At 38.7% G+C, this 18565-nt stretch carries 17 protein-coding genes and 2 riboswitches; of the genes, 6 read left to right on the forward strand and 11 right to left on the reverse strand.

Annotated elements, in window-relative coordinates; all coding sequences use genetic code 11:
* Positions 1-299 precede the first annotated feature (299 nt).
* The 3 genes from H6G08_RS23890 (at position 300) to H6G08_RS23900 (ending at position 2924) form a co-directional block, all read left to right on the forward strand.
* Positions 300-1937 carry a DUF6930 domain-containing protein gene (locus tag H6G08_RS23890; RefSeq protein ID WP_190547459.1) on the forward strand — a complete coding sequence of 546 codons (1638 nt, stop codon included), beginning with the start codon at positions 300-302 and terminating at the stop codon, positions 1935-1937.
* Between the two features lie 523 nt (positions 1938-2460).
* Positions 2461-2664 (forward strand): high light inducible protein, encoded by a 204-nt coding sequence (locus H6G08_RS23895; RefSeq protein WP_096644813.1) that lies wholly within the window; start codon positions 2461-2463, stop codon positions 2662-2664.
* Positions 2665-2720: 56 nt separating this feature from the next.
* Positions 2721-2924, forward strand: coding sequence for a high light inducible protein (locus tag H6G08_RS23900; protein ID WP_096644814.1), 204 nt, complete (start codon positions 2721-2723; stop codon positions 2922-2924).
* A 227-nt stretch (positions 2925-3151) separates the two neighbouring features.
* On the opposite strand, the gene H6G08_RS23905 is transcribed toward H6G08_RS23900, so the two are convergent.
* The 10 genes from H6G08_RS23905 to ntrB form a co-directional block, all read right to left on the reverse strand.
* Positions 3152-4267: a sensor histidine kinase gene (locus H6G08_RS23905; protein WP_190547461.1), complete on the reverse strand. Its 1116-nt coding sequence runs from the start codon at positions 4265-4267 to the stop codon at positions 3152-3154.
* A 35-nt stretch (positions 4268-4302) separates the two neighbouring features.
* Positions 4303-4704 (reverse strand): hypothetical protein, encoded by a 402-nt coding sequence (locus tag H6G08_RS23910; RefSeq protein ID WP_096644816.1) that lies wholly within the window; start codon positions 4702-4704, stop codon positions 4303-4305.
* Positions 4705-5202 carry a Rab family GTPase gene (locus tag H6G08_RS23915; RefSeq protein WP_190547463.1) on the reverse strand — a complete coding sequence of 166 codons (498 nt, stop codon included), beginning with the start codon at positions 5200-5202 and terminating at the stop codon, positions 4705-4707.
* Between the two features lie 15 nt (positions 5203-5217).
* The gene (locus H6G08_RS23920) at positions 5218-7062 is read right to left on the reverse strand and encodes an OmpA family protein (RefSeq protein ID WP_242046254.1); all 1845 of its coding nucleotides are present in this window, start codon (positions 7060-7062) and stop codon (positions 5218-5220) included.
* 301 nt (positions 7063-7363) lie between these two features.
* Entirely contained in the window at positions 7364-7972 is a 609-nt protein-coding gene (locus H6G08_RS23925) for a hypothetical protein (protein ID WP_190547465.1), read from the reverse strand.
* Positions 7973-8197: 225 nt separating this feature from the next.
* Positions 8198-9535 carry an ArsB/NhaD family transporter gene (locus tag H6G08_RS23930; RefSeq protein ID WP_190547467.1) on the reverse strand — a complete coding sequence of 446 codons (1338 nt, stop codon included), beginning with the start codon at positions 9533-9535 and terminating at the stop codon, positions 8198-8200.
* A 244-nt stretch (positions 9536-9779) separates the two neighbouring features.
* Positions 9780-10424, reverse strand: coding sequence for a universal stress protein (locus tag H6G08_RS23935; protein WP_190547524.1), 645 nt, complete (start codon positions 10422-10424; stop codon positions 9780-9782).
* 247 nt (positions 10425-10671) lie between these two features.
* Positions 10672-10784: riboswitch (cyclic di-AMP (ydaO/yuaA leader) on the reverse strand.
* 38 nt (positions 10785-10822) lie between these two features.
* Positions 10823-11659, reverse strand: a complete 837-nt coding sequence (locus H6G08_RS23940; RefSeq protein ID WP_190547526.1) for an ABC transporter ATP-binding protein — start codon at positions 11657-11659, stop codon at positions 10823-10825.
* Between the two features lie 53 nt (positions 11660-11712).
* The gene (locus H6G08_RS23945; RefSeq protein ID WP_190547469.1) at positions 11713-13155 is read right to left on the reverse strand and encodes an ABC transporter substrate-binding protein; all 1443 of its coding nucleotides are present in this window, start codon (positions 13153-13155) and stop codon (positions 11713-11715) included.
* An 81-nt stretch (positions 13156-13236) separates the two neighbouring features.
* Entirely contained in the window at positions 13237-14088 is an 852-nt protein-coding gene (gene ntrB, locus H6G08_RS23950) for a nitrate ABC transporter permease (RefSeq protein WP_190547471.1), read from the reverse strand.
* 88 nt (positions 14089-14176) lie between these two features.
* A riboswitch (cyclic di-AMP (ydaO/yuaA leader) is annotated at positions 14177-14354 on the reverse strand.
* A gap of 412 nt (positions 14355-14766) precedes the next feature.
* On the opposite strand from ntrB, the gene H6G08_RS23955 reads away from it, so the two are divergent.
* Positions 14767-15957 (forward strand): sensor histidine kinase, encoded by a 1191-nt coding sequence (locus tag H6G08_RS23955; RefSeq protein ID WP_190547473.1) that lies wholly within the window; start codon positions 14767-14769, stop codon positions 15955-15957.
* An 87-nt stretch (positions 15958-16044) separates the two neighbouring features.
* On the forward strand, positions 16045-16707 hold the full coding sequence (locus H6G08_RS23960; RefSeq protein WP_190547475.1) for a Uma2 family endonuclease: 663 nt from the start codon (positions 16045-16047) through the stop codon (positions 16705-16707).
* Between the two features lie 51 nt (positions 16708-16758).
* Here H6G08_RS23960 and rnc read toward each other — a convergent pair whose 3' ends face one another.
* Positions 16759-17442 carry a ribonuclease III gene (gene rnc / locus H6G08_RS23965; RefSeq protein WP_190547477.1) on the reverse strand — a complete coding sequence of 228 codons (684 nt, stop codon included), beginning with the start codon at positions 17440-17442 and terminating at the stop codon, positions 16759-16761.
* Between the two features lie 310 nt (positions 17443-17752).
* Between rnc and H6G08_RS23970 the strand changes: the two genes are divergently transcribed.
* Positions 17753-18532 (forward strand): glucosamine-6-phosphate deaminase, encoded by a 780-nt coding sequence (locus H6G08_RS23970; protein WP_190547479.1) that lies wholly within the window; start codon positions 17753-17755, stop codon positions 18530-18532.
* Positions 18533-18565: the final 33 nt, after the last annotated feature.

The raw sequence follows: 18565 nt of genomic DNA on the forward strand, positions 1-18565 counted from the left end.
TCAACTCCTTAAGAGGTTTAACCAGTACCCTGGGTTATATTGTGTGTTTTTGTATCCATTCTAGCGACATTGATGTCTCTGATTGGCAAATTGTAAAGACTCCGCTAAAAGCGGCTAAATATTTTTATTCTAGAATTGAGGGATTCGGTGCGTTTAGAGATGCGCTATTTTGGGAGATTCAGCCTTGTGGCTAGAAAAATCGCAACCAATCTTCTTTCTTTAGCTCTCGAAAAGTTGATCCGAGGCTAGCCGTTCCCAAAAAGTGATGAGGTTATTGCTTCTTTTAATTAATTTACTCTATGACAAGTTTTAATCGCTCTACCAGTCGTCGGTTGAAGAAATTATCCCAAATTCCTTCTGTGTGGGAGGGCGATCGCCGTCCGTTGTCATCATCGCAAACCCAGGCCATAGACGCGGAGTCCAAGGGGGACTGCATTCTGTGGGTGGATGGCTCTCAAGGTATTGTCAGAGGTATGGACGTAGTTGCACCGGATACTGGCCCGGAAGCAGTAGTTCGCACTCTCATGCGGGCAATGGAACATCCTCATAGTCCGGCTAAACCCGCTCGACCGCAAAGAATTGTTGTGCGCGATCGCGAAATCCAATTTTATCTGCGTGGTGTATTGCAAGACTTGGATATTGCGATTGACTACGTACCCGAATTACCTTTGATTGACGAGCTATTCCGCTCTTTTGGCGAAATCCTCGATAGTCAGATCCCCGATTTACCGCCCCAATTTGCCCAAGCTTTGCAAGAAAAGGCTTTCGCCATTTGGCAAGCCTCTCCTTGGGAGTTTTTAGAAGAACAACAAATCTTATCTATAGAGATTAATAAATGGGATGTTGGTAAACTCTACGCTTCAATTATGGGAATGTTGGGAATGGAGTATGGTATTTTACTGTACCGTTCCGAAGAATCCCTGAAGCAGTTTCGCGCTGCGGTGTTACAAGATGAAGATTCTCAAGGACGTTTAGAAGAAGCATTCCTCAAACAAGATTGTCTATTTCTTACCTTTGAACAGACTGATGATACAGAAGAATTTGAGGACGAGGACGATTTAGCGGATTTACCATTATCGGAAATTGACCCGACTTTTGGGAATATCCATCCGCTAGAAGGATTGCGATCGGTTTTATATGACGAAGAAGCATTAGTAATGTTTGTGGCCTTAGAAAGCCTGAACCGCTTTATCCGGGATCACCGTCGCCAACTGTATGCAGACTCCTTCGCCAGCCTTAACCATCGCTATCGCATTACCCTTCCCCAGTCCCAGGAAGCTACTAAAACAGTATCTGTGACTGTTTCTACCATGCCAGAGTTAGCAGCAGAATTAGAGCAAATGGCTAGCTTTGATATGGAAGATGAGGATATGGACGAAGCTTCCTCTATGTTCCGTTCCTTGCGCGATGATTTGATCCCCGATGATTCTTTCCTGAGTTTAGGAGTAGTTTCTTGGGAAATGCTGGAATATTTGCGTCAAGGCGTTAGCTATCATCCTGTGGGTGAAATTCCCCAAGTAGGGGATGGTTTACCTGTGATTTTAATTCAAACTTCCCGACCCAGAGCTAAGACGGTAATTGAAAATTTAGAAGCAGCTGGGGGATTAAAAGCAATTTGCTTTAATCCGGGAGCAGATCCTTTTGATGGAAATAACTACGACTTAGGTTTATTACAAACCCACAATGATGAGTTGTTCTTGTTTGGGGAATTTTTAGATGACGATCCCGTCCATGTAGAAGCGAGGAAAAAATGGAATCAGCGCTGTAAAAATACTAAAGGCCACTGTGGTTTAATCATTGCCAAGGGCTTAACAGGTGCTTCTCGCGGTAATCCTCAATTAAAGGATATGATGGCTTTATTTGAAGCGCGATCGCTTGCTCCCAAAGATTTAGGTATAGGGACTCTACAACTCGTCCCTCAACTGCAATTTGAATAGTGGTGTCTCCTTGGGCGATTACTAGTTAATTTCATCATCCATGAATGCACTCTTGCTCAAATACAAGGGTGTGTTCGCTGGCGATGGTACACCACATAATTTTAGATTTTCAATTACAATCTCTCCAAGAAAGCTGAACAATAATTATCAGGCAATAATACAGAAATTTAGCTTAATTATTGGAATAATTACCTTTCCATATCAATGAACACTGGGCAATTTTTACCCCACTTTATATAGCCAAAATTAAAGATAAATCTCATATTTTGGCAAATTTGCTATTATAACTGATGTCTATAACCCAAACAAACCAGCTTATACAGGGTTTTTAGTTTTCAGCGTTACATTTATTTACAATTACTTTTTTATCACCATCTTCAGGTAGATATATTCGCTACATTCTCCCTTTAATCTTCATCCACAAGAAGTGGCTATTCTTTGTATCTACAGACAGAAAGCAATCCATTTATAAATCGTTACATTAAAAGCAAGAAACAACAGAAAACAAATTTTAGGGGAAAACATGGAAACTCGCTCCTCCAGTGATTTACCACCAGTTGCTACAGAATATAACGGCGTAGATAGAAATGCTTTTCTGTTTGGCTGGACACCACAAGCAGAAATTTGGAATGGTCGCCTTGCAGCTATTGGTTTTCTTGCATATTTATTGTGGGATTTAGCAGGCTATAGCGTACTGCGCGATGTACTGCATCTAATTGGTTATTAACAATTAAATAGTCAAAAATCTGCGCAATCACTACTCGAAATATAGGAGATAAAAAAATGGAAACTCGTTCTTCTTCCAATGTTCCACCCGTAGCTACAGAATATAACGGTGTAGATAGAAATGCTTTTCTGTTTGGTTGGACACCACAAGCAGAAATCTGGAATGGTCGCCTTGCAGCTATTGGCTTTTTAGCTTATTTATTGTGGGATTTGGCAGGCTATAGCGTCCTGCGCGATGTACTGCATCTGATGAGTTACTAGGTCTATTTCCACTTAATTAATCTATAGATTTCGCCAAATAGGGTACAAAATATTTTACCCTATTTTTTTGCTAAATACTGTTAATTAAAACCGGAAATTAACATCTTATGACTTAAGGGACTTCCAAGTAAAAAAATATTCCATTGAAATTTTTCACTGTTGACTGTGAACCGTCAACAGTCAACAGTCAACAACATAAAGCAGAATAATTTATTTTTTGGAATTCCCTAATTTTCAGGTCTTAATAAACGGAACCAGAAGCGCGAACCACCATCAGGACGAGGTAAATAACCTATCTTACCGCCCCAACGTTCAACTGTAATGCGACAGAAGTAAAGTCCTAATCCAGATCTACCTGATTTTTGCCCACCTTGGGTAAATTTTTGAAATAAATTTTTAGCTATTTCTGGTGGTACTCCTGTACCGCGATCGTCAATTGTTACGAGAATAGATGTTTCATCTGGCTGTAAACCAATTTCTACTGTAGAGTCTGGCGGACTGTGGCGCAATGCATTTTCTACTAAATTTGACATTACCCGATCTAAACGGGAGCGATCGCCTATTACTCTCCAGTCTGCTGTTACATCAATATTGTTGGCTAGTTGTAATTTGACGTTATTTAGCGTGAAACTTGGACTCAGCAGCTTGATTACCTCTTGCACAGAAGCTAAAATATTTGGTGCTTGTTCTGGATCGAGGGTAAAGGCTTCAAGCGATCGCATTTCCTCAGAGAATGCATTTAATATTTCCCGAATCAGCGTTTCTTGTTTAATTGTCTGGTGTCTGCCAATTTCTAGCCTTTCTTGTCCTTTTGGTGTTAAATTTTCAAATTCTAACAAAGCTAGACAACAATTAATACTGCTTAATTGTCCGGCTATATCATGAATTATACAATGAATTAAAACTTCTTTTTTTTGCTTATCTTTAACTAATTGTTGATACTTTAATTGATTTTCTCTGGCTTTTTGAATAATATCTTGCTTTTCTATATAAACATCATTTAATAATTCAATTAATAAAAATTTTCTGTTATTTAAGAAAATAGCTGAGGCTTCAAAGTGATATTCTCTACCAGCTAAATCATTATCAGTCCAGAAGCCAGAACTAAGTTTATTAGGGCTGTTATTTTGCCAAAATTCTTCAGCATCAATCAAAAAGTTTTCTAAAAAAGGAAACTGTTGTTCGGGAATTAATACCTCTGTACCTGATGTCACCCTGGGATGACAAAAATGTTTTAACCAATTTGGGACTGTACCAGTAATTTTAAAAGTTCCAGGGTGCAGTCGCTCTAACACTAGAATATTCAAAGCTGCGAATAAGTCGTCTGTGATAGAGTCAGTCATTAGTTTACGCCATTATAAATTAATTTTTCTCTCAATTACTGCTGAAAAAGTTTGGCTAATTTCTCTTGTAATAAACTAAATTCATTAGCATTCTGTTGAATAAATGCATAATCTCTCTCATCCCTAGTTGCATCTAACATTAAGATCCAATCTCCTTCTATTGAAGGAAATAGATGAACATCGGCACAAATGCCATATTCGGTTTTTAATCTGGGTAAAAATAACGGAAAATCATCTAATGGCAACATACCTTCTAAAAAGAAGACTCTTTCTTTAATTTTTTCTCCTACTTTAAGGTTACTAACTCCGTAAGCAGCTAATTTTCCTCCCCAAGCGGATAAACAGCCGTCTTTATTGACTAGAAGATAGGCTAAAGACAGTTCTTCTAAAATAAAAGTTAATAGATAAGCAATCACAGGAGTGGGAACATCTAGCATTTATTCATCCATTATTTTCTCAGCAATAGTTTGAAAAACTTCTGCTACACCCTGACCAGTTTTTGCACTGGTTTTCATCACAATCCAATTTTTTTGTTTAATTGCATCAATTTCTACCGCGTCAATCTCCCATTCATCGGTCAAGTCGCATTTATTCAGCATCATAATAAAAGGAACTTGACCGATAGTTTCTTCAACTCTACTCTGGAGGTTTAAAGCCTTTTCTAGAGTATTTTTTCTCGTGCCATCTACAACTAATAAATAAGCAGATGAACCCCGTAAATAAGACATGCGGACTTTTTGAAATTCATCTTCGCCATAAAGATCCCAAAGAATGAGATTGATGATTTTATCTTGAAAATTGACAGTTTTTTTATCTATTTTTACGCCCACAGTGGTATGGTAGTTTTCTGAAAAAATACTACTCACAAATCTGGAAACTAAACTAGTTTTACCTGTGGCAAATGCACCTACCATACATATTTTTTTCTGGAGCATAAACTGATAATTACTTCAGCGAGAAGTATCGGTTACGAATACTTTAAAAGATACTTTGCGGTTAGCCGCTTGTGTTGCTTCTGAGTTTAAAGATAGGTTGGAGCCTACACCCACAGCTTTAAATTTGTTGGTGTTGATTCCTTGGGAATTTAGATAAGATAATATCCTGTTAGCGCGGGCTTGACTGAGCAAATTATTGATTGGTTCGGTTCCAGTAGCACTAGTGTGTCCTGTAATTTGCAGGCTAATCTCTTTATTGAGATATTTACCAGTAGCTAATAGCTGATTAATTGTGTTCGCTAATTTAGCGAGTTTAGCAGCTTCACCTGGAATTAATTCGGTTTTTGCCTCTACAAATAATAGTGTTTCTTGTTCAATTTGCTGTTTATATAACTCTAATTGCTTCAGTGCAATATCCTGAAGATTTGTATCGTTAAATTGATGGACACCGGGAATAAAGCGCCATAATTTTCGCGTTTCTAAAATCCATTGACGCGGGGCATAACCGGTAGCATGGAGAATGCCATTGTCATCAACTTTTAATGATACTGTTTTTGGTGGTAACAGTAATTTCTCAGATCTTATAGTAACTAATTTTGGCTCTAACGATAGGTAAGGTTGCCATTGACCGATTACTTTTTCTGGGTTGAGATTCGCTGACTCGATGAAGGTTTGGGGGTCTACTGCTAAAGGATCGCGCATTCCCGAAATTACATATTTACCTTGCTGTTGCTTGGTATCCATAACAACAATTCCTGGTTGCGCTGACAGTTTTTGCATATAGGAATGCCAACGTAATTGTTCTCTGAGGGTGAGAAAACCCCAAATCCCAGCAGCGATCGCTATTGTACCCAAAAATCCCCAGGCATAAGTATAATTTTTTTTACGTACAGATTTAACACCATCGACTAAACAAGCCTCTAAATAAGGCTTGCTGGCTGCCATTGTTTCTGTATCGCCGTTAAATGTGTTAATTTCGCTACTTAATCTTAAATGAATTTTAGCGATCGCATCTTGCAGAGTTAGCCGAAATTCTTGCGGTGCTGTCCCCCTAATAATTGCGGCGATGACAGCTTGTGGTGCTTCTTCCACCCAAATCGTTAATTCGCCAAACTGCAAACTGTGTAATCCTTCAGCTTTGTCTACAGTAAAAGAATCTTTGACAAAATCCTGAATCGCCGTCAGCATCGCTGATACTAAATCTGGATCTTGACTAGTGACTCTCGGCGCTACCAAATGTTGCAGTAATAATCCAGTTTGTTTATGAATTAAAAATACTTGTTCTACACGATAAACTAGCGTCCGCAGCAGAATAATTTCGGCAAATGATTTACCTGTTCTTCTTGCTTCTAAACGCCAACGCAAACTTTGAGGTGATAAGCTATGTTCTAAAGTTTGATTGAGAGATTGCATCATCTCTTCTAGCGCAGTAGAAATTGCTTTGCGCGTAGCTGGCCCCACAATGGGAAAAAAGGCTTCTGAAAGTATATTATGGTCTTGCGTGACTGAAGAATGAATAGCTGTTTCCACAGTAGATACTATCGCTTCACCTAATTGTTTATCTTGCTTTGCTCGCAAAATCACAGCTTCTGGAAGCAAGCGACTAATATCTTCTGCTTGAATTTGGGGATTATTTAATCTTTCGTAGAGTTTATTAAGTTGAGTTGGTTCAACACCCAGTAATAAACTGCGCAGTATATTTAATTCATCGTTGATTTTTGCTTGATTATTATTTGTTAATATGGGCGAATTGTCTAATTGCTGGTTGTCTTCTATATCTGTAGGGCTGACAGTAATTTGGCTACCATTACTTTGCATGAGGGATTCTTTACTTATGCCATTAGTGGATTTTTTATTCATAGTTAAAATCCCCTAGTTTATACCTATTAATGAATTTTAATATTTTAAATTTTAAGCATTTAACAGCTATAATATTTGTCATAAATTAATAAGATTGAGTAAAGTCTATAATTCTGTTATCGATATCTTTCTTATAAACCGCAGAGACGCAGAGAACGCAGAGAAAATCAGGGAATATTAGGTCATCTGTGTTGTCTCGTAAATGAGTTTTAATTTTTAAATTGATAATTTGAAGATATATTTTATTATGAAAATTGAATTTAGCAAGGAGAAGAGGAAAACCTCTCACTCCTTACTTTTATCATGATTTCACATCATTATTCAGCCTAATCGCTAGTTCGCTAAATAGAGAAGCTAGCTGAGAACGGTCGGTTTTTTCTCGCCGCAGTTCTTGAGATTCTCGTTCTAGTAACGCTATAATCTCTTCATATTTTTGCCTTATATCATCCTGAAGGCTATTAGATTGGTTTAGGAGATGTTCGCGGAGTTCTCTTTGGCTATTAGTAGTTTGTTCATCAAATTGGGCAATCTTTTTTTCAAGAGAAATAGAAAGGTTTCTATGATCCTCTGCGAGTGCTTTTACACCTGCATCTCTTTCTAATTGCTCATTTTTCAAGCGTTCTGTTAAAGAATCTATTTCTTTTTTAATATAAGTTTCCAAATAATCTAAGCGTTTTTTTGTCTCATCGCGCAGGTTAGTTAATTCTTTAGTTAGGCGTTCTTCTAACCGTGCAAATCTTTTGTCAACCTCCCTGACTTGGTTACCAAAAAGAATATCTCTGACTCTATCTAAACTGTTAATTTCGCTAAGATTTGTACCATTGAATTGCGACTTGTGGATATCAGATGCCGAAACCCCTTGACCTGGCTCTCTCAAATTATTATTGATGTATTCTTCAGGCGGGTTCATGGGTTTAATCCTTTTCAGGGTGTAATTATTTGTACTTATAGTTGTTTTACCAGATTTAGAGAGCAAAAATCTCTCCGTAAGGTAGAATCATTGAATACAAGAAATAGATGCATCCCCCTAAAGATAGAAATGCATCTGTATACAGATTGACTTTGGTAAATATTAAGTAATAATTAAAAAATTTCTTTCGTGAATTAGGTTTCGAGAATATCCGCCGCTAAATACTTAGAGTAGAAAGCGAAACAAGACATACAAAGCCGAAGTCACTAGTTGCAGTATCATTACTGGGATACCGTAGTGAAGAAATGTGTTAAAAGATATGCGCCGTCCATGCTGTTCAGAGACGCCGGCGGCGACAATATTAGAAGATGCGCCTACTAATGTGCCATTACCGCCCAAGGTAGCACCAAACATCATGGCGTAAAACAGTGGTAATACCTCTGGCGGAAATTGTCCTTGAAAATCGGATGCGAGAACTGCTGCTGGCGCTAATCCGACGTTAACAACATATTGTTTGAGTAAGGGAACCATCGCCACGACTAAGGGAATATTGGGGACAACGCTAGATAATATCCCGACAAAAAATATTAAAGTTAGGGAACCGAGAACAATATTTTTTCCCAATATTGCTGCCAATATACCGGAGAGGCTATTAATTACTCCAGTTTTTTCTAATCCACCAATCAGCACAAAAATACTCATGAAAAATATTAAGGTACTCCAGTCTACATCTCGCAAGATATTGTTAACTGAATCGATTTTGCTTTGGTGAGATAGGAGTAAAGCTAAACCAGCACCTAATAAAGCAACCGCCGCAGGTGATATAGGAACTGGTAGAGATTCGCCAATGACAAAAAATAATAATACAAAAGCAATAATCAAGCCGCCAATAAATAAAACGCGGGGATGATTAATTTCTGGATGTGGAAGTTGCTCTAAATTTTCAAGTTTTGTTCGCCAAATTTTGCGGAATAAAAATGGTAATGTGGCTGTGACTGTGATAACAGCAATGACTCCACCTAAACTGAGGCGCAATAAATAATCTGTAAAGCTGATATTAATAGCATCACCGACAATAAACGTAGCCGGATCGCCAACAAGTGTTAATAAGCCAGCACTATTAGCAACAAATACCATCAAAATTAATAAGGGTACAAAATTAACGCCGATTTCTTGCGCCATTGGCGGAATTAAAGGCGCTAATAACATAACTGTTGTGGCATTAGGTAATACTGCACAAATCGGTGTGGTAATGCCAATAATACCTAGTAAGAGTCGCTTACCATCACCTTTAGCTAGTAATACCATTTGGGTAGCTAAGTAATCGAATACTTTGGTAGGTTCAAATGCTCTTACTAGTACCATGACTCCAAAGAATAAACCGAGTGTGCCATGACTATTGCCGATATAACCCACGGCTTCTTCTAAAGTCATGACGTTGGTAAAAACTAGTAATAATGCTCCTAAAAAGGCTGCAATGGTGAGATGTACCCATTCTGTCATGATGAAGACGATGACAGATATAAAAGTAATGATGCTCAGGAGCGCTTGCCAATTTTCCACCCTGTCTATCCTCTATTCTTATAACTGCATAATAATGAAAAAAGCCACCTAAGTATAGGTGACTTGTGGATCTAAAAATCCTATTTGATTTTTGAAATCACTTAAACAGACAGGGAACACAAACCAGGGAACAGGGAAAAGGCAAGTTAGGTATATACAAAGTTTTTTCAGCAATCAAATAGGAATATTTAAGAACCTGAGTGAAATGAAGAGGAACTGAACTCAACAGCCTGAATTCTTCAGTTTATTCTTCAATACAACTAGGTATTCCTAACACTGCGGAAGGGAAATCAGAACCTAGTGCTTTGATAATAGGATGATGAACCGAATGACAACCGATAAATAAAATATCGGCACTTTCTAATTCTACAACTTTTCTCAGTTCTGAACCAATTATACCAAAACGCAAATGAGATTTAAAAGAACCTTGCCATTCTTCTGCAAGACTACGTGCTTGCCAAAGAATTTGGTCTGCTTTTTGGATAACAGCTAAGGATTTTTCTTGTAAATGTGGCGCTACTGCTTGTAGTTTTGGTTGAGTTAAAACGGGGGTGACAGTTTTCGAGACGTTGCTGGCTGGACATTCTAAAGGAGTAATATGTCTAGTCAAACTAAAGATATCTGAATACTGGCTTTTTTGCTTATCTGCTACCACATAAACTGCTTGAACTGTGACTGATGTATTAGTAGCCAAGCGCGTTTGATGGGCAATCCAAAAAGCGATATCTAAGGCGGTATGGCTCTTGGGAGAAGCATCATAAGCGACAATTAAGTTTATTGGTTTTGCTGGATCGGCGTTTCTAGAAAGTGTTTTTCTTGGCTCTGGTAGCAATACCATTTGCTCAATTAAGTCATCTCGACCGATGGTGCTTTGTAGGCGCACTAGCATTGGCTTGATTTTCACAGCTTAACTTCTCTCCCATGAAACAAATGACTAAATGAGAAGCAGGGTAACCAACTTTGTCTTTTGTCATTGATCCTTTGTCAGAGACGCGATAACCCTTGTCTGTACATTTGTCAGTTGTCTAGATTTTTTACCAGTGACTAATGACTAATGACTAATGACCAATGACTAATAACTAAAATCGGTAAAAGAAACCCCAATAACAACTGGTATAAAAGCCAAAGTTTTTGGCGGTTCCTTCCACTGCCGACGGAGTTAGCTGACGGGCTAAGACTGGAAGGTGTCTCTCATAAAGATTAGCCCCAAACATTGGTTCCTCCGTTTCAAATTCAGATTTTACCGAATTTGAATTAGGCTACCCACTAAAAGCATCATAATCTAATTTACTCATCTTGGGTAAAATAGCGATCCAGAAAGTTCAAGGCATGATTGCGCAATTCAAAATATTCTTTGGAGTTACGCATGGCTGCGCGATCGCGTGGATGGGAAAAAGGTACTTCTAAGATTTCTCCGATGGTGGCGGCGGGGCCATTTGTCATTAAGACGATGCGATCTGACATATAAATTGCTTCGTCTACATCGTGAGTAATCATCATCACTGCTTGGCGATGTTTTTCCCAGATATCTAATACTTGTCGCTGCAATTTACCTCTAGTTAAAGCATCTAACGCCCCAAAAGGTTCATCCATCAGCAACATTTTTGGACGAATTGCTAAAGCTCTAGCAATGCCCACACGCTGTTTCATACCCCCAGAAATTTCATCGGGATATTTGTCAGCAGCCGCCGTCAAGTTTACCATTGCCAAGTGTTCGTTCACAATGCTAATTTTTTCAGAGCGATTAGCATTTTTTAGCACTTCATCTACAGCTAACCGGATATTTTCTCGCACTGTTAACCAAGGTAAAAGCGAGTAATTTTGAAATACCATCATCCTTTCTGCACCCGGCTGGCGAATTTCTTTCCCGTCTAGCCGTACCGATCCAGAAGTGGATGTTTCTAATCCCGCAACAATTTTTAACAAAGTTGATTTACCGCAACCAGAATGCCCAATTACTGATATATATTCATCTGCACCAATGGAAAGATTTACACCATCGAGAACGACAAAATTACCTTTATCTGGTGTTGGATATGACTTGACTAAATTTTCAATTTCCAGAAATCCAGTACCGGGTATGACTTGGTTATGGGGATTAATAGGTAATGAGGTAGATTTCATCATCAAATGCTCCGGCAAATATTGAGTCGTCAGTTAATCTTGCTACTGTGAAATTAAGACATATAGAAACGAATAGGAGATTTAGCCCTAATTTCAAAACTATTTAAATAGCCCACAGGATTGCTGGGATCGAAAGCTTTTTTATCAATGAATACTTCTTTTGATTCAACTTTGTAATCATCTTTTGGGGATTCAATCCCCATTTCTGCGGCTATTTCGCGATAAAGATCTGTGCGCCAACCTTTGGCGGCTAATTCTTCCGCATTTTTGGGAAATTCTTTAATTTGTCCCCAACGTGCAGCTTGTGTCATTAACCAAATACTGCGCGATCGCCACAAAAATGTCGAGTGTTCTTTTGGTTGTTTGGGCAAGTTATCCGGGATATCAAAGAAAATCGTATTGTCAGCAGATGTAATGGTGCGGTCTTTACCATCAAATCCACCATAGTTATAATTGCCTAAAATTGCTGGCCCGGTAAATTTGGTAATTGGCGCGCCGGGCTTTTTCGGTTTTGCGCCGGTAAAGGATCTATCTGTAATTAACTCCGCAACTTCTTGGCGATTTTCTGGCTTACTGCAATATTGACAAGCTTCAATCATCGCCTTGATGAGGGAACGATAGGTTTTGGGATATTGATTGATGAATGATTCCATCACTCCCAATAACCTATCGGGGTGTCCTAACCAAACTTCTTTACCTTGGGCAAAGGTAAAACCGATACCTTCGTTGCCTGTAATTGCTCTAGTATTCCAAGGTTCGGCAACCATGTAAGCTTGCATTGCCCCAATCCGCACGTTGGTTACCATTTGCGGTGGTGGAACAATTATGACACGAAACTCTTTTAAGGGATCGACGCCAGCCGCCGCAGAAATATAACGCACAAAGTATTCGTAGATGGCAGAACTGAGGACTACCGCCCAAACTTTGCGTTCTGGAGGCTGGTTGTCAAAATAACCGCGAAAATCTCTACCGAAGGCTTCTAAAGCGCCATCGCCATATTTTTCTTGATATTCGTACCAAGGACGTAAGCCAAAATCCCACATGGCTTTGTTCATCGTCATGGCGTTACCATGACGGTGTATTGTCATACCGGCGCAGAGGGGTGCATGGCGTGCGCCTTCAGCTCCAATTCTGGCGTTGGTGACTGCACCGGAGACAACAGGCGCAGCATCTAAGCGCCCAAAAATCAAGCCATCGCGGGAAGTCGCCCAACTGGCTTCGCGGTTGAGTCTGACGTTTAAGCCATATTTGCGAAAGAAGCCTTTTTTCCAGGCGATCGCAAATGGCGCACAATCATTTACAGGTACGTAGCCAACAGTAATATCTGGCTTTTCTAAGTCTTGGGATCTAACTACTGGTTCTATGGCTAAGGCTTCTTCGCTGAGTCCTGTAGCGCCAGTATTACCTTTAATAGCACAAGAAGAGAGCGCCATTGAGGCGGTTGTTGCTCCCATTCCTAAGATAAAATCGCGTCTAGTCCAGTTATAAGCAGCCATAGATTTGGCTCCAGCCGAGGTGATTAATAGGGGGAAATAATTCGTAATTCGTAATTCGTAATTAAGAAAGCCAGATTCAATTTATTTAGCAACTGTTGGGCGACGAGTTACTAATTCTTGAAGTTTGGCGACGGCGTAATCCAAAATTAATCCAGTAATACCAATTACGAATACGGCGAGAAATACTGAACTTAAATTTAAACGGCTCCATTCATCCCAAACAAAGAAGCCGATACCAATACCACCAGTGAGCATTTCTACAGCAACAATTACTAGCCAAGCAATGCCTAAACTGATGCGCAATCCGGTAAAAATGTAGGGTAGGCTAGCAGGCCAAATAATTTTGGTGATTCGTCGCCAACGCGGGATTTCTAAGACTCTGGCGACATCCAAATAATCTTTAGGAACGCTAGAAACTCCTAAAGCAGTGTTAATAATTGTCGGCCAGAGGGAGGTAATAAAAATGACGAAAATCGCTGAAGGATCTGCCAGGTTAAAGATAGCTAAAGCAATAGGTAGCCAAGCTAAAGGTGATACTGGTTTAAAGATTTGAATGATGGGATTTAAGGCTAACATTGCCGGTTTGGACATGCCAATTAAAAATCCCAAGGGAATGGCTACTATAGCTCCTAATAGAAAACCTAGCAAGACTCTGCGCAAGCTGGCAATTAATAGCCAACCAATTCCTAAGTTACCTGGCCCTCTTTCATAAAAAGGGTTTAAAATATAGTCCAAATTCGCAACTAATGCTTCTGGTGGGGTGGGCATTAATTCATGGTTGAATAGTGCCACAATCCACCACAGTAAGATGATGCCTAAAAATCCTAATGCGGGGAGGATGACAACATCTTTGACTATGACAGGTTTAGCTTTTTTCCAAGCAGCTTGTCCAGCGATCGCCAAAATCGCCGCTACATTTAGTTGCAAGATCATTTACAACCTCAACAGATATCAGCACGGGTACAATAATCCGAGCAGTACCAGCCTTGGACACTGATGAGATTACAAAAATGTTTTCTCTTCAGTCTCCTCTCAATGCCTACGAAGTTAGCTGACGGGCTAGGGCTGAGAGATGCCCCTCTTTTACAGGATGATTTCTCAAGAATGAGTCTCGATCCCGCAAGAGATACGCCCCAAAATTTGGTTCCTCCGTTCTAGCGTTACCTACTGAAAGCCGCTAGATTAGGCTGACTTACTCTAATTGGGCATAATATAACATGCTTTCTCCGTAAAAATATCTCTCTCAAGATAAAAGTTGTTGATTTAACTACTCGAAGTCCATAAATATTCTCGGTGTTGAGTAATTGTTAAGTTTTATATACTGAATTAGCAACCGCACCAGCAAGACGCTCGTAGGCAGAATTATCCAGCAGCAAAATATTTGAGTATTGGCTATTGTCTCAAGCTCAAGGGTAAATATTATACATTACCCGATGATTTGCCGAGCAAGCTATTAAGCAACCACAGCATTTATCAAGATAAAAGCCTCATAATAATATCTATCTTGAGGTAGTGGTCAGTTTTGCTAAGTTTATCCATTAAATGCTGCTATTGCTAAACTATTTTCATAGAGAATTTTCGTCATCTATTCTATTTAGAAAATTTAAAATAATGGATTTTAGTCAAGTATTGGCTGATAAAACTGATACTATCGCCCAAAAATGGGTATCAGAGGTTCGTAAAGATAAATATATAGAAAGTGCTGATGATTTATCCTACATAGCAATTCAAAATCATTTGCCCGATGTGCTAGAAGCAATGGTGACGGTACTTTCCACATCTGTGGGCAATGATGTGAAATCTATTGTAGTTGCTAGTTTACAGCATGGCATTTTACGGGCAGAACAAGGTTTTGATCCGGAAGAAATTGCACGAGAATATCATTTATTACGTAGAGTGATATTTGACACTTTAGAGCCAGATTTATTACAGGGATCGCCAGTAGAAATTGTACGAGCGATGCGTTTAATTGATACTGTGATTGATGAAGCGATCGCGCGATGTTTTAATAGTTATTTTGAAGAACGTTTGCGGGAATTACAACACCTGTATAATTCACTCACTCTCCATAATGAGGAACTAAATCGCCTCGTTAATACTAATCAAGATTACCTTAATCAACTAGCACACGAACTGAAAAGTCCCCTCGCTTCCATTATTGGATACTCAGATTTATTTTTACGCCAACAACGACAACACAATGGTAAAAATAATACGCCAGTAAATTTAGAGCATATAGAGCGAGTGCTACGCAATGGCAGACATTTACTGCGAATAATTAATGATATTCTCGAAGTTTCCCGCTACGAAGCAGGTAAAATTCAGCCGGATCTAGAATTCACTAATGTGTGTGAATTAATCAACAATGTAGTGGAAATGTTAGCACCGCTAGCGCAAGAAAAAAATTTACCACTAGTGCAAAACTGCAAGATTAATCCTCATCACATACTCACAGATCCATTTAGATTACAACAAATTGTAACAAATCTTATTAGTAATGCCATTCGTTACACCAATTCGGGCAGCGTTGAGATTAGCTCTCAGGTAGTGGATAATCAAAAATGGGCGATCGCAGTTAAAGATACAGGAATTGGTATTGCCCCAGAAAATCAAACTCAGATATTTGAGCCTTACTTTCGCGTAGGTTCTATTCATAAATCCTACGTTTCTGGAAGTACTGGCTTAGGTTTAGCAATAGTGGCGCGACTGGTAAAACTATTGCAAGGGGAAATTAATTTAGTTTCAAATCTTGGCGTAGGTTCTACTTTTACTGTGACTTTTCCCTTAGACTTGAAAATATAAAATCAGCGATTATATCGGAGTTAGAGTTTTTTTGGTAAAAAATATTCTCAACTTTTACTAGTCAGATATATATGGAAGTTGTAGCTTATGAATCAAGCCCAAACACAATCACAAACTGAATCAAAATTATATACATTTGATGAATTTATTGCCTGGTATCCAGAAAATTCGCCAGTCCGTTATGAATTATATGATGGAGTAATTGTCGAGATGCCTAAACCCAGAGGAAAACATTCAAAGTTAACAGGTTCTCTGATTGAAAGATTACTGATAACTATTAGAGAAATGGGTAAAGGCGACATTTGGACAATACCCAGAGAATCGATTGTCAAACCGTACCGCGATAAATCTGGATACGAACCGGACATAATTATTTTGAATGAAGAAACTATCAGTACTGAGACAAGATGGGAAGCTGAATCAGTAATTCAAAATGCAAGTTCGGTTAAATTGATAGTAGAAGTTGTGAGTAATAATTGGCAAGATGACTATTACGATAAACGTCGTGACTACGAAGTTATGGGTATTCCAGAATATTGGATTATAGATTATGCAGCTTTAGGTGGACGCGAATATCTCGGTTATCCCAAACAACCGACTATTTTCGTATACGAGTTAATTGATGGGGAATATGTAAAAACAACCTTTAGAGAAAATGACTCGATTAAATCCCCAACCTTCCCACAATTTAACCTGACAGCGCAACAGATTTTTGATTTGGCTTTGAAAACAGGAAACGCCGAAGCGTAAAGGATGAAATCGTAAAAAAAGAAGCTGAAAATTTTTAATTTTAGGTTAATTTTATAACCTACCTTGTTGTTTTAATTTAGCTAATGCATCTTCAGCCGCAGCTTTTTCGGCTTCTCTTTTGTTACGTCCGTTACCTTCTCCATACTCTTTTCCATCTACAAAAACTTTAGCTAAAAACTCTGGCGCATGTGATAAACCTCCTATTTGTAGTGTCTCATATACGGGAGGGTTTGGCGTAACGTTACGTTGTACCCATTCTTGAAAGCGATTTTTTGAATCTACATTAGAACGAATTATAACAACTTGCTCAGGTACAGAATTAAATAGCGGTTCAATAATTGCGCGCACAGCTTCAATATTAGAATTATTATCTAAATAATAAGCACCAAGAACAGCTTCAAAAGTACTACTCAGTAAATTGGGATTTTGGTAACCACCATCGCGAATTGCACCTTTTCCAAGTAGCATTTTTGTGTTTAAATCAACCTCAATCGCAAATTTAGCTAATTGTTTCTCGTCTACTAATGCTGAACGCCGACGGGTTAATTCATCTTCTCCTTTTTCCGGGTGACGACGGTAAAGATAGTCAGCGCTTAAATAATTTAGTAAAGCATCACCGAGAAATTCTAAGCGCTCGTTGTGTTCCCCTACTCCAGGGTTTTCGTGAACATAAGAACGGTGAGTTAACGCACAGCGTAAAAGTTTTTCATCACGGAATTTTAAAAGTTGATGCATTTTGAGATTTTGTGGCAAAAATTGACTGTTAGGAAATTATGCAGTTGTAATTAAATTTAAACAACAGATTAATCTGCTACATCTGCTCCATATTTCTTCTACTCTAAAAGTTATATTGCATTCAACTGCTCAGTTTCATAACTGATTTAATTGAGGTATAGCAATTCTAAATGATTTGTGAAAGATTACATAAATGATTGTTGACTGTTAACCGTTGACAGTCAACAGTCACCAGTCAACAGCCAAAACCGATATTTTTCACAACTGAAATAGGATTGCTATATATATTTATTTTCACCTGAGTAAGCAAATGTTAGCCGATACAAAATATTTCCGCGTTGATGAATTGACGGTGCAAATTTACAACAATGAAGCCGAAATGGCGCAAGATGTTGCAAAAATTGTCAGTCAATATTTACAGAACTTGCTTCAGCAACAGGATACAGTCGCAGTCTTGCTAGCTACAGGAAACTCGCAACTAAAGTTTCTCGATGCTTTAATTGCTTTAGGTGGTGTAGATTGGTCACGAATTATATTATTTCATTTAGATGAATATTTAGGTATTTCTGGCGATCATCCTGCTAGTTTCCGGCGCTATCTGCGAGAACGTGTAGAGCAGCGCGTGAAACCTCAGCAATTCTATTATATAGAAGGGGATACTTTGCAACCTCTAGCAGAATGCGATCGCTATAGCAAACTGCTGCAAACACAACCAATTGATTTATGCTGTCTAGGTGTCGGCGAAAATGGACACTTGGCTTTTAACGATCCATCTGTGGCTGATTTTCACGACCCTTACACAGTAAAATTAGTCAAGCTCGATGCCATCAACCGACAACAACAAGTAAATACAGGTCAATTCCCTAATTTAGAAACTGTACCCCAATACGCATTTACTGTCACTTTACCTTTAATTTGTGCAGCTAAGAAAATTATCTGCCTTGCGCCAGAAAAACGTAAAGCACATATAGTTAAGGATATATTGCAGGGAGAGATAAATCCAAAATGTCCAGCGTCAATTCTCCGCCAGCAAGCTCAAGCAACATTATTTCTTGATAGTGATTCTGCTAGCTTATACCAATTCTCATAATTTTCTCTGCAAATACCAATACATCAATTATTA

This window comes from Calothrix anomala FACHB-343 (genome assembly GCF_014696435.1).
GTDB classification, from domain to species: domain Bacteria; phylum Cyanobacteriota; class Cyanobacteriia; order Cyanobacteriales; family Nostocaceae; genus Aulosira; species Aulosira anomala_A.

What these genes read in the sequence shown, in the direction of transcription:
- H6G08_RS23890 (WP_190547459.1), top strand. Translation starts at nt 300, where the DNA reads ATGACAAGTTTTAATCGCTCTACCAGTCGTCGGTTGAAGAAATTATCC.
- H6G08_RS23895 (WP_096644813.1), top strand. Translation starts at nt 2,461, where the DNA reads ATGGAAACTCGCTCCTCCAGTGATTTACCACCAGTTGCTACAGAATAT.
- H6G08_RS23900 (WP_096644814.1), top strand. Translation starts at nt 2,721, where the DNA reads ATGGAAACTCGTTCTTCTTCCAATGTTCCACCCGTAGCTACAGAATAT.
- H6G08_RS23905 (WP_190547461.1), bottom strand. Translation starts at nt 4,267, where the DNA reads ATGACTGACTCTATCACAGACGACTTATTCGCAGCTTTGAATATTCTA.
- H6G08_RS23910 (WP_096644816.1), bottom strand. Translation starts at nt 4,704, where the DNA reads ATGCTAGATGTTCCCACTCCTGTGATTGCTTATCTATTAACTTTTATT.
- H6G08_RS23915 (WP_190547463.1), bottom strand. Translation starts at nt 5,202, where the DNA reads ATGCTCCAGAAAAAAATATGTATGGTAGGTGCATTTGCCACAGGTAAA.
- H6G08_RS23920 (WP_242046254.1), bottom strand. Translation starts at nt 7,062, where the DNA reads ATGAATAAAAAATCCACTAATGGCATAAGTAAAGAATCCCTCATGCAA.
- H6G08_RS23925 (WP_190547465.1), bottom strand. Translation starts at nt 7,972, where the DNA reads ATGAACCCGCCTGAAGAATACATCAATAATAATTTGAGAGAGCCAGGT.
- H6G08_RS23935 (WP_190547524.1), bottom strand. Translation starts at nt 10,424, where the DNA reads ATGCTAGTGCGCCTACAAAGCACCATCGGTCGAGATGACTTAATTGAG.
- H6G08_RS23940 (WP_190547526.1), bottom strand. Translation starts at nt 11,659, where the DNA reads ATGAAATCTACCTCATTACCTATTAATCCCCATAACCAAGTCATACCC.
- H6G08_RS23945 (WP_190547469.1), bottom strand. Translation starts at nt 13,155, where the DNA reads ATGGCTGCTTATAACTGGACTAGACGCGATTTTATCTTAGGAATGGGA.
- ntrB (WP_190547471.1), bottom strand. Translation starts at nt 14,088, where the DNA reads ATGATCTTGCAACTAAATGTAGCGGCGATTTTGGCGATCGCTGGACAA.
- H6G08_RS23955 (WP_190547473.1), top strand. Translation starts at nt 14,767, where the DNA reads ATGGATTTTAGTCAAGTATTGGCTGATAAAACTGATACTATCGCCCAA.
- H6G08_RS23960 (WP_190547475.1), top strand. Translation starts at nt 16,045, where the DNA reads ATGAATCAAGCCCAAACACAATCACAAACTGAATCAAAATTATATACA.
- rnc (WP_190547477.1), bottom strand. Translation starts at nt 17,442, where the DNA reads ATGCATCAACTTTTAAAATTCCGTGATGAAAAACTTTTACGCTGTGCG.
- H6G08_RS23970 (WP_190547479.1), top strand. Translation starts at nt 17,753, where the DNA reads ATGTTAGCCGATACAAAATATTTCCGCGTTGATGAATTGACGGTGCAA.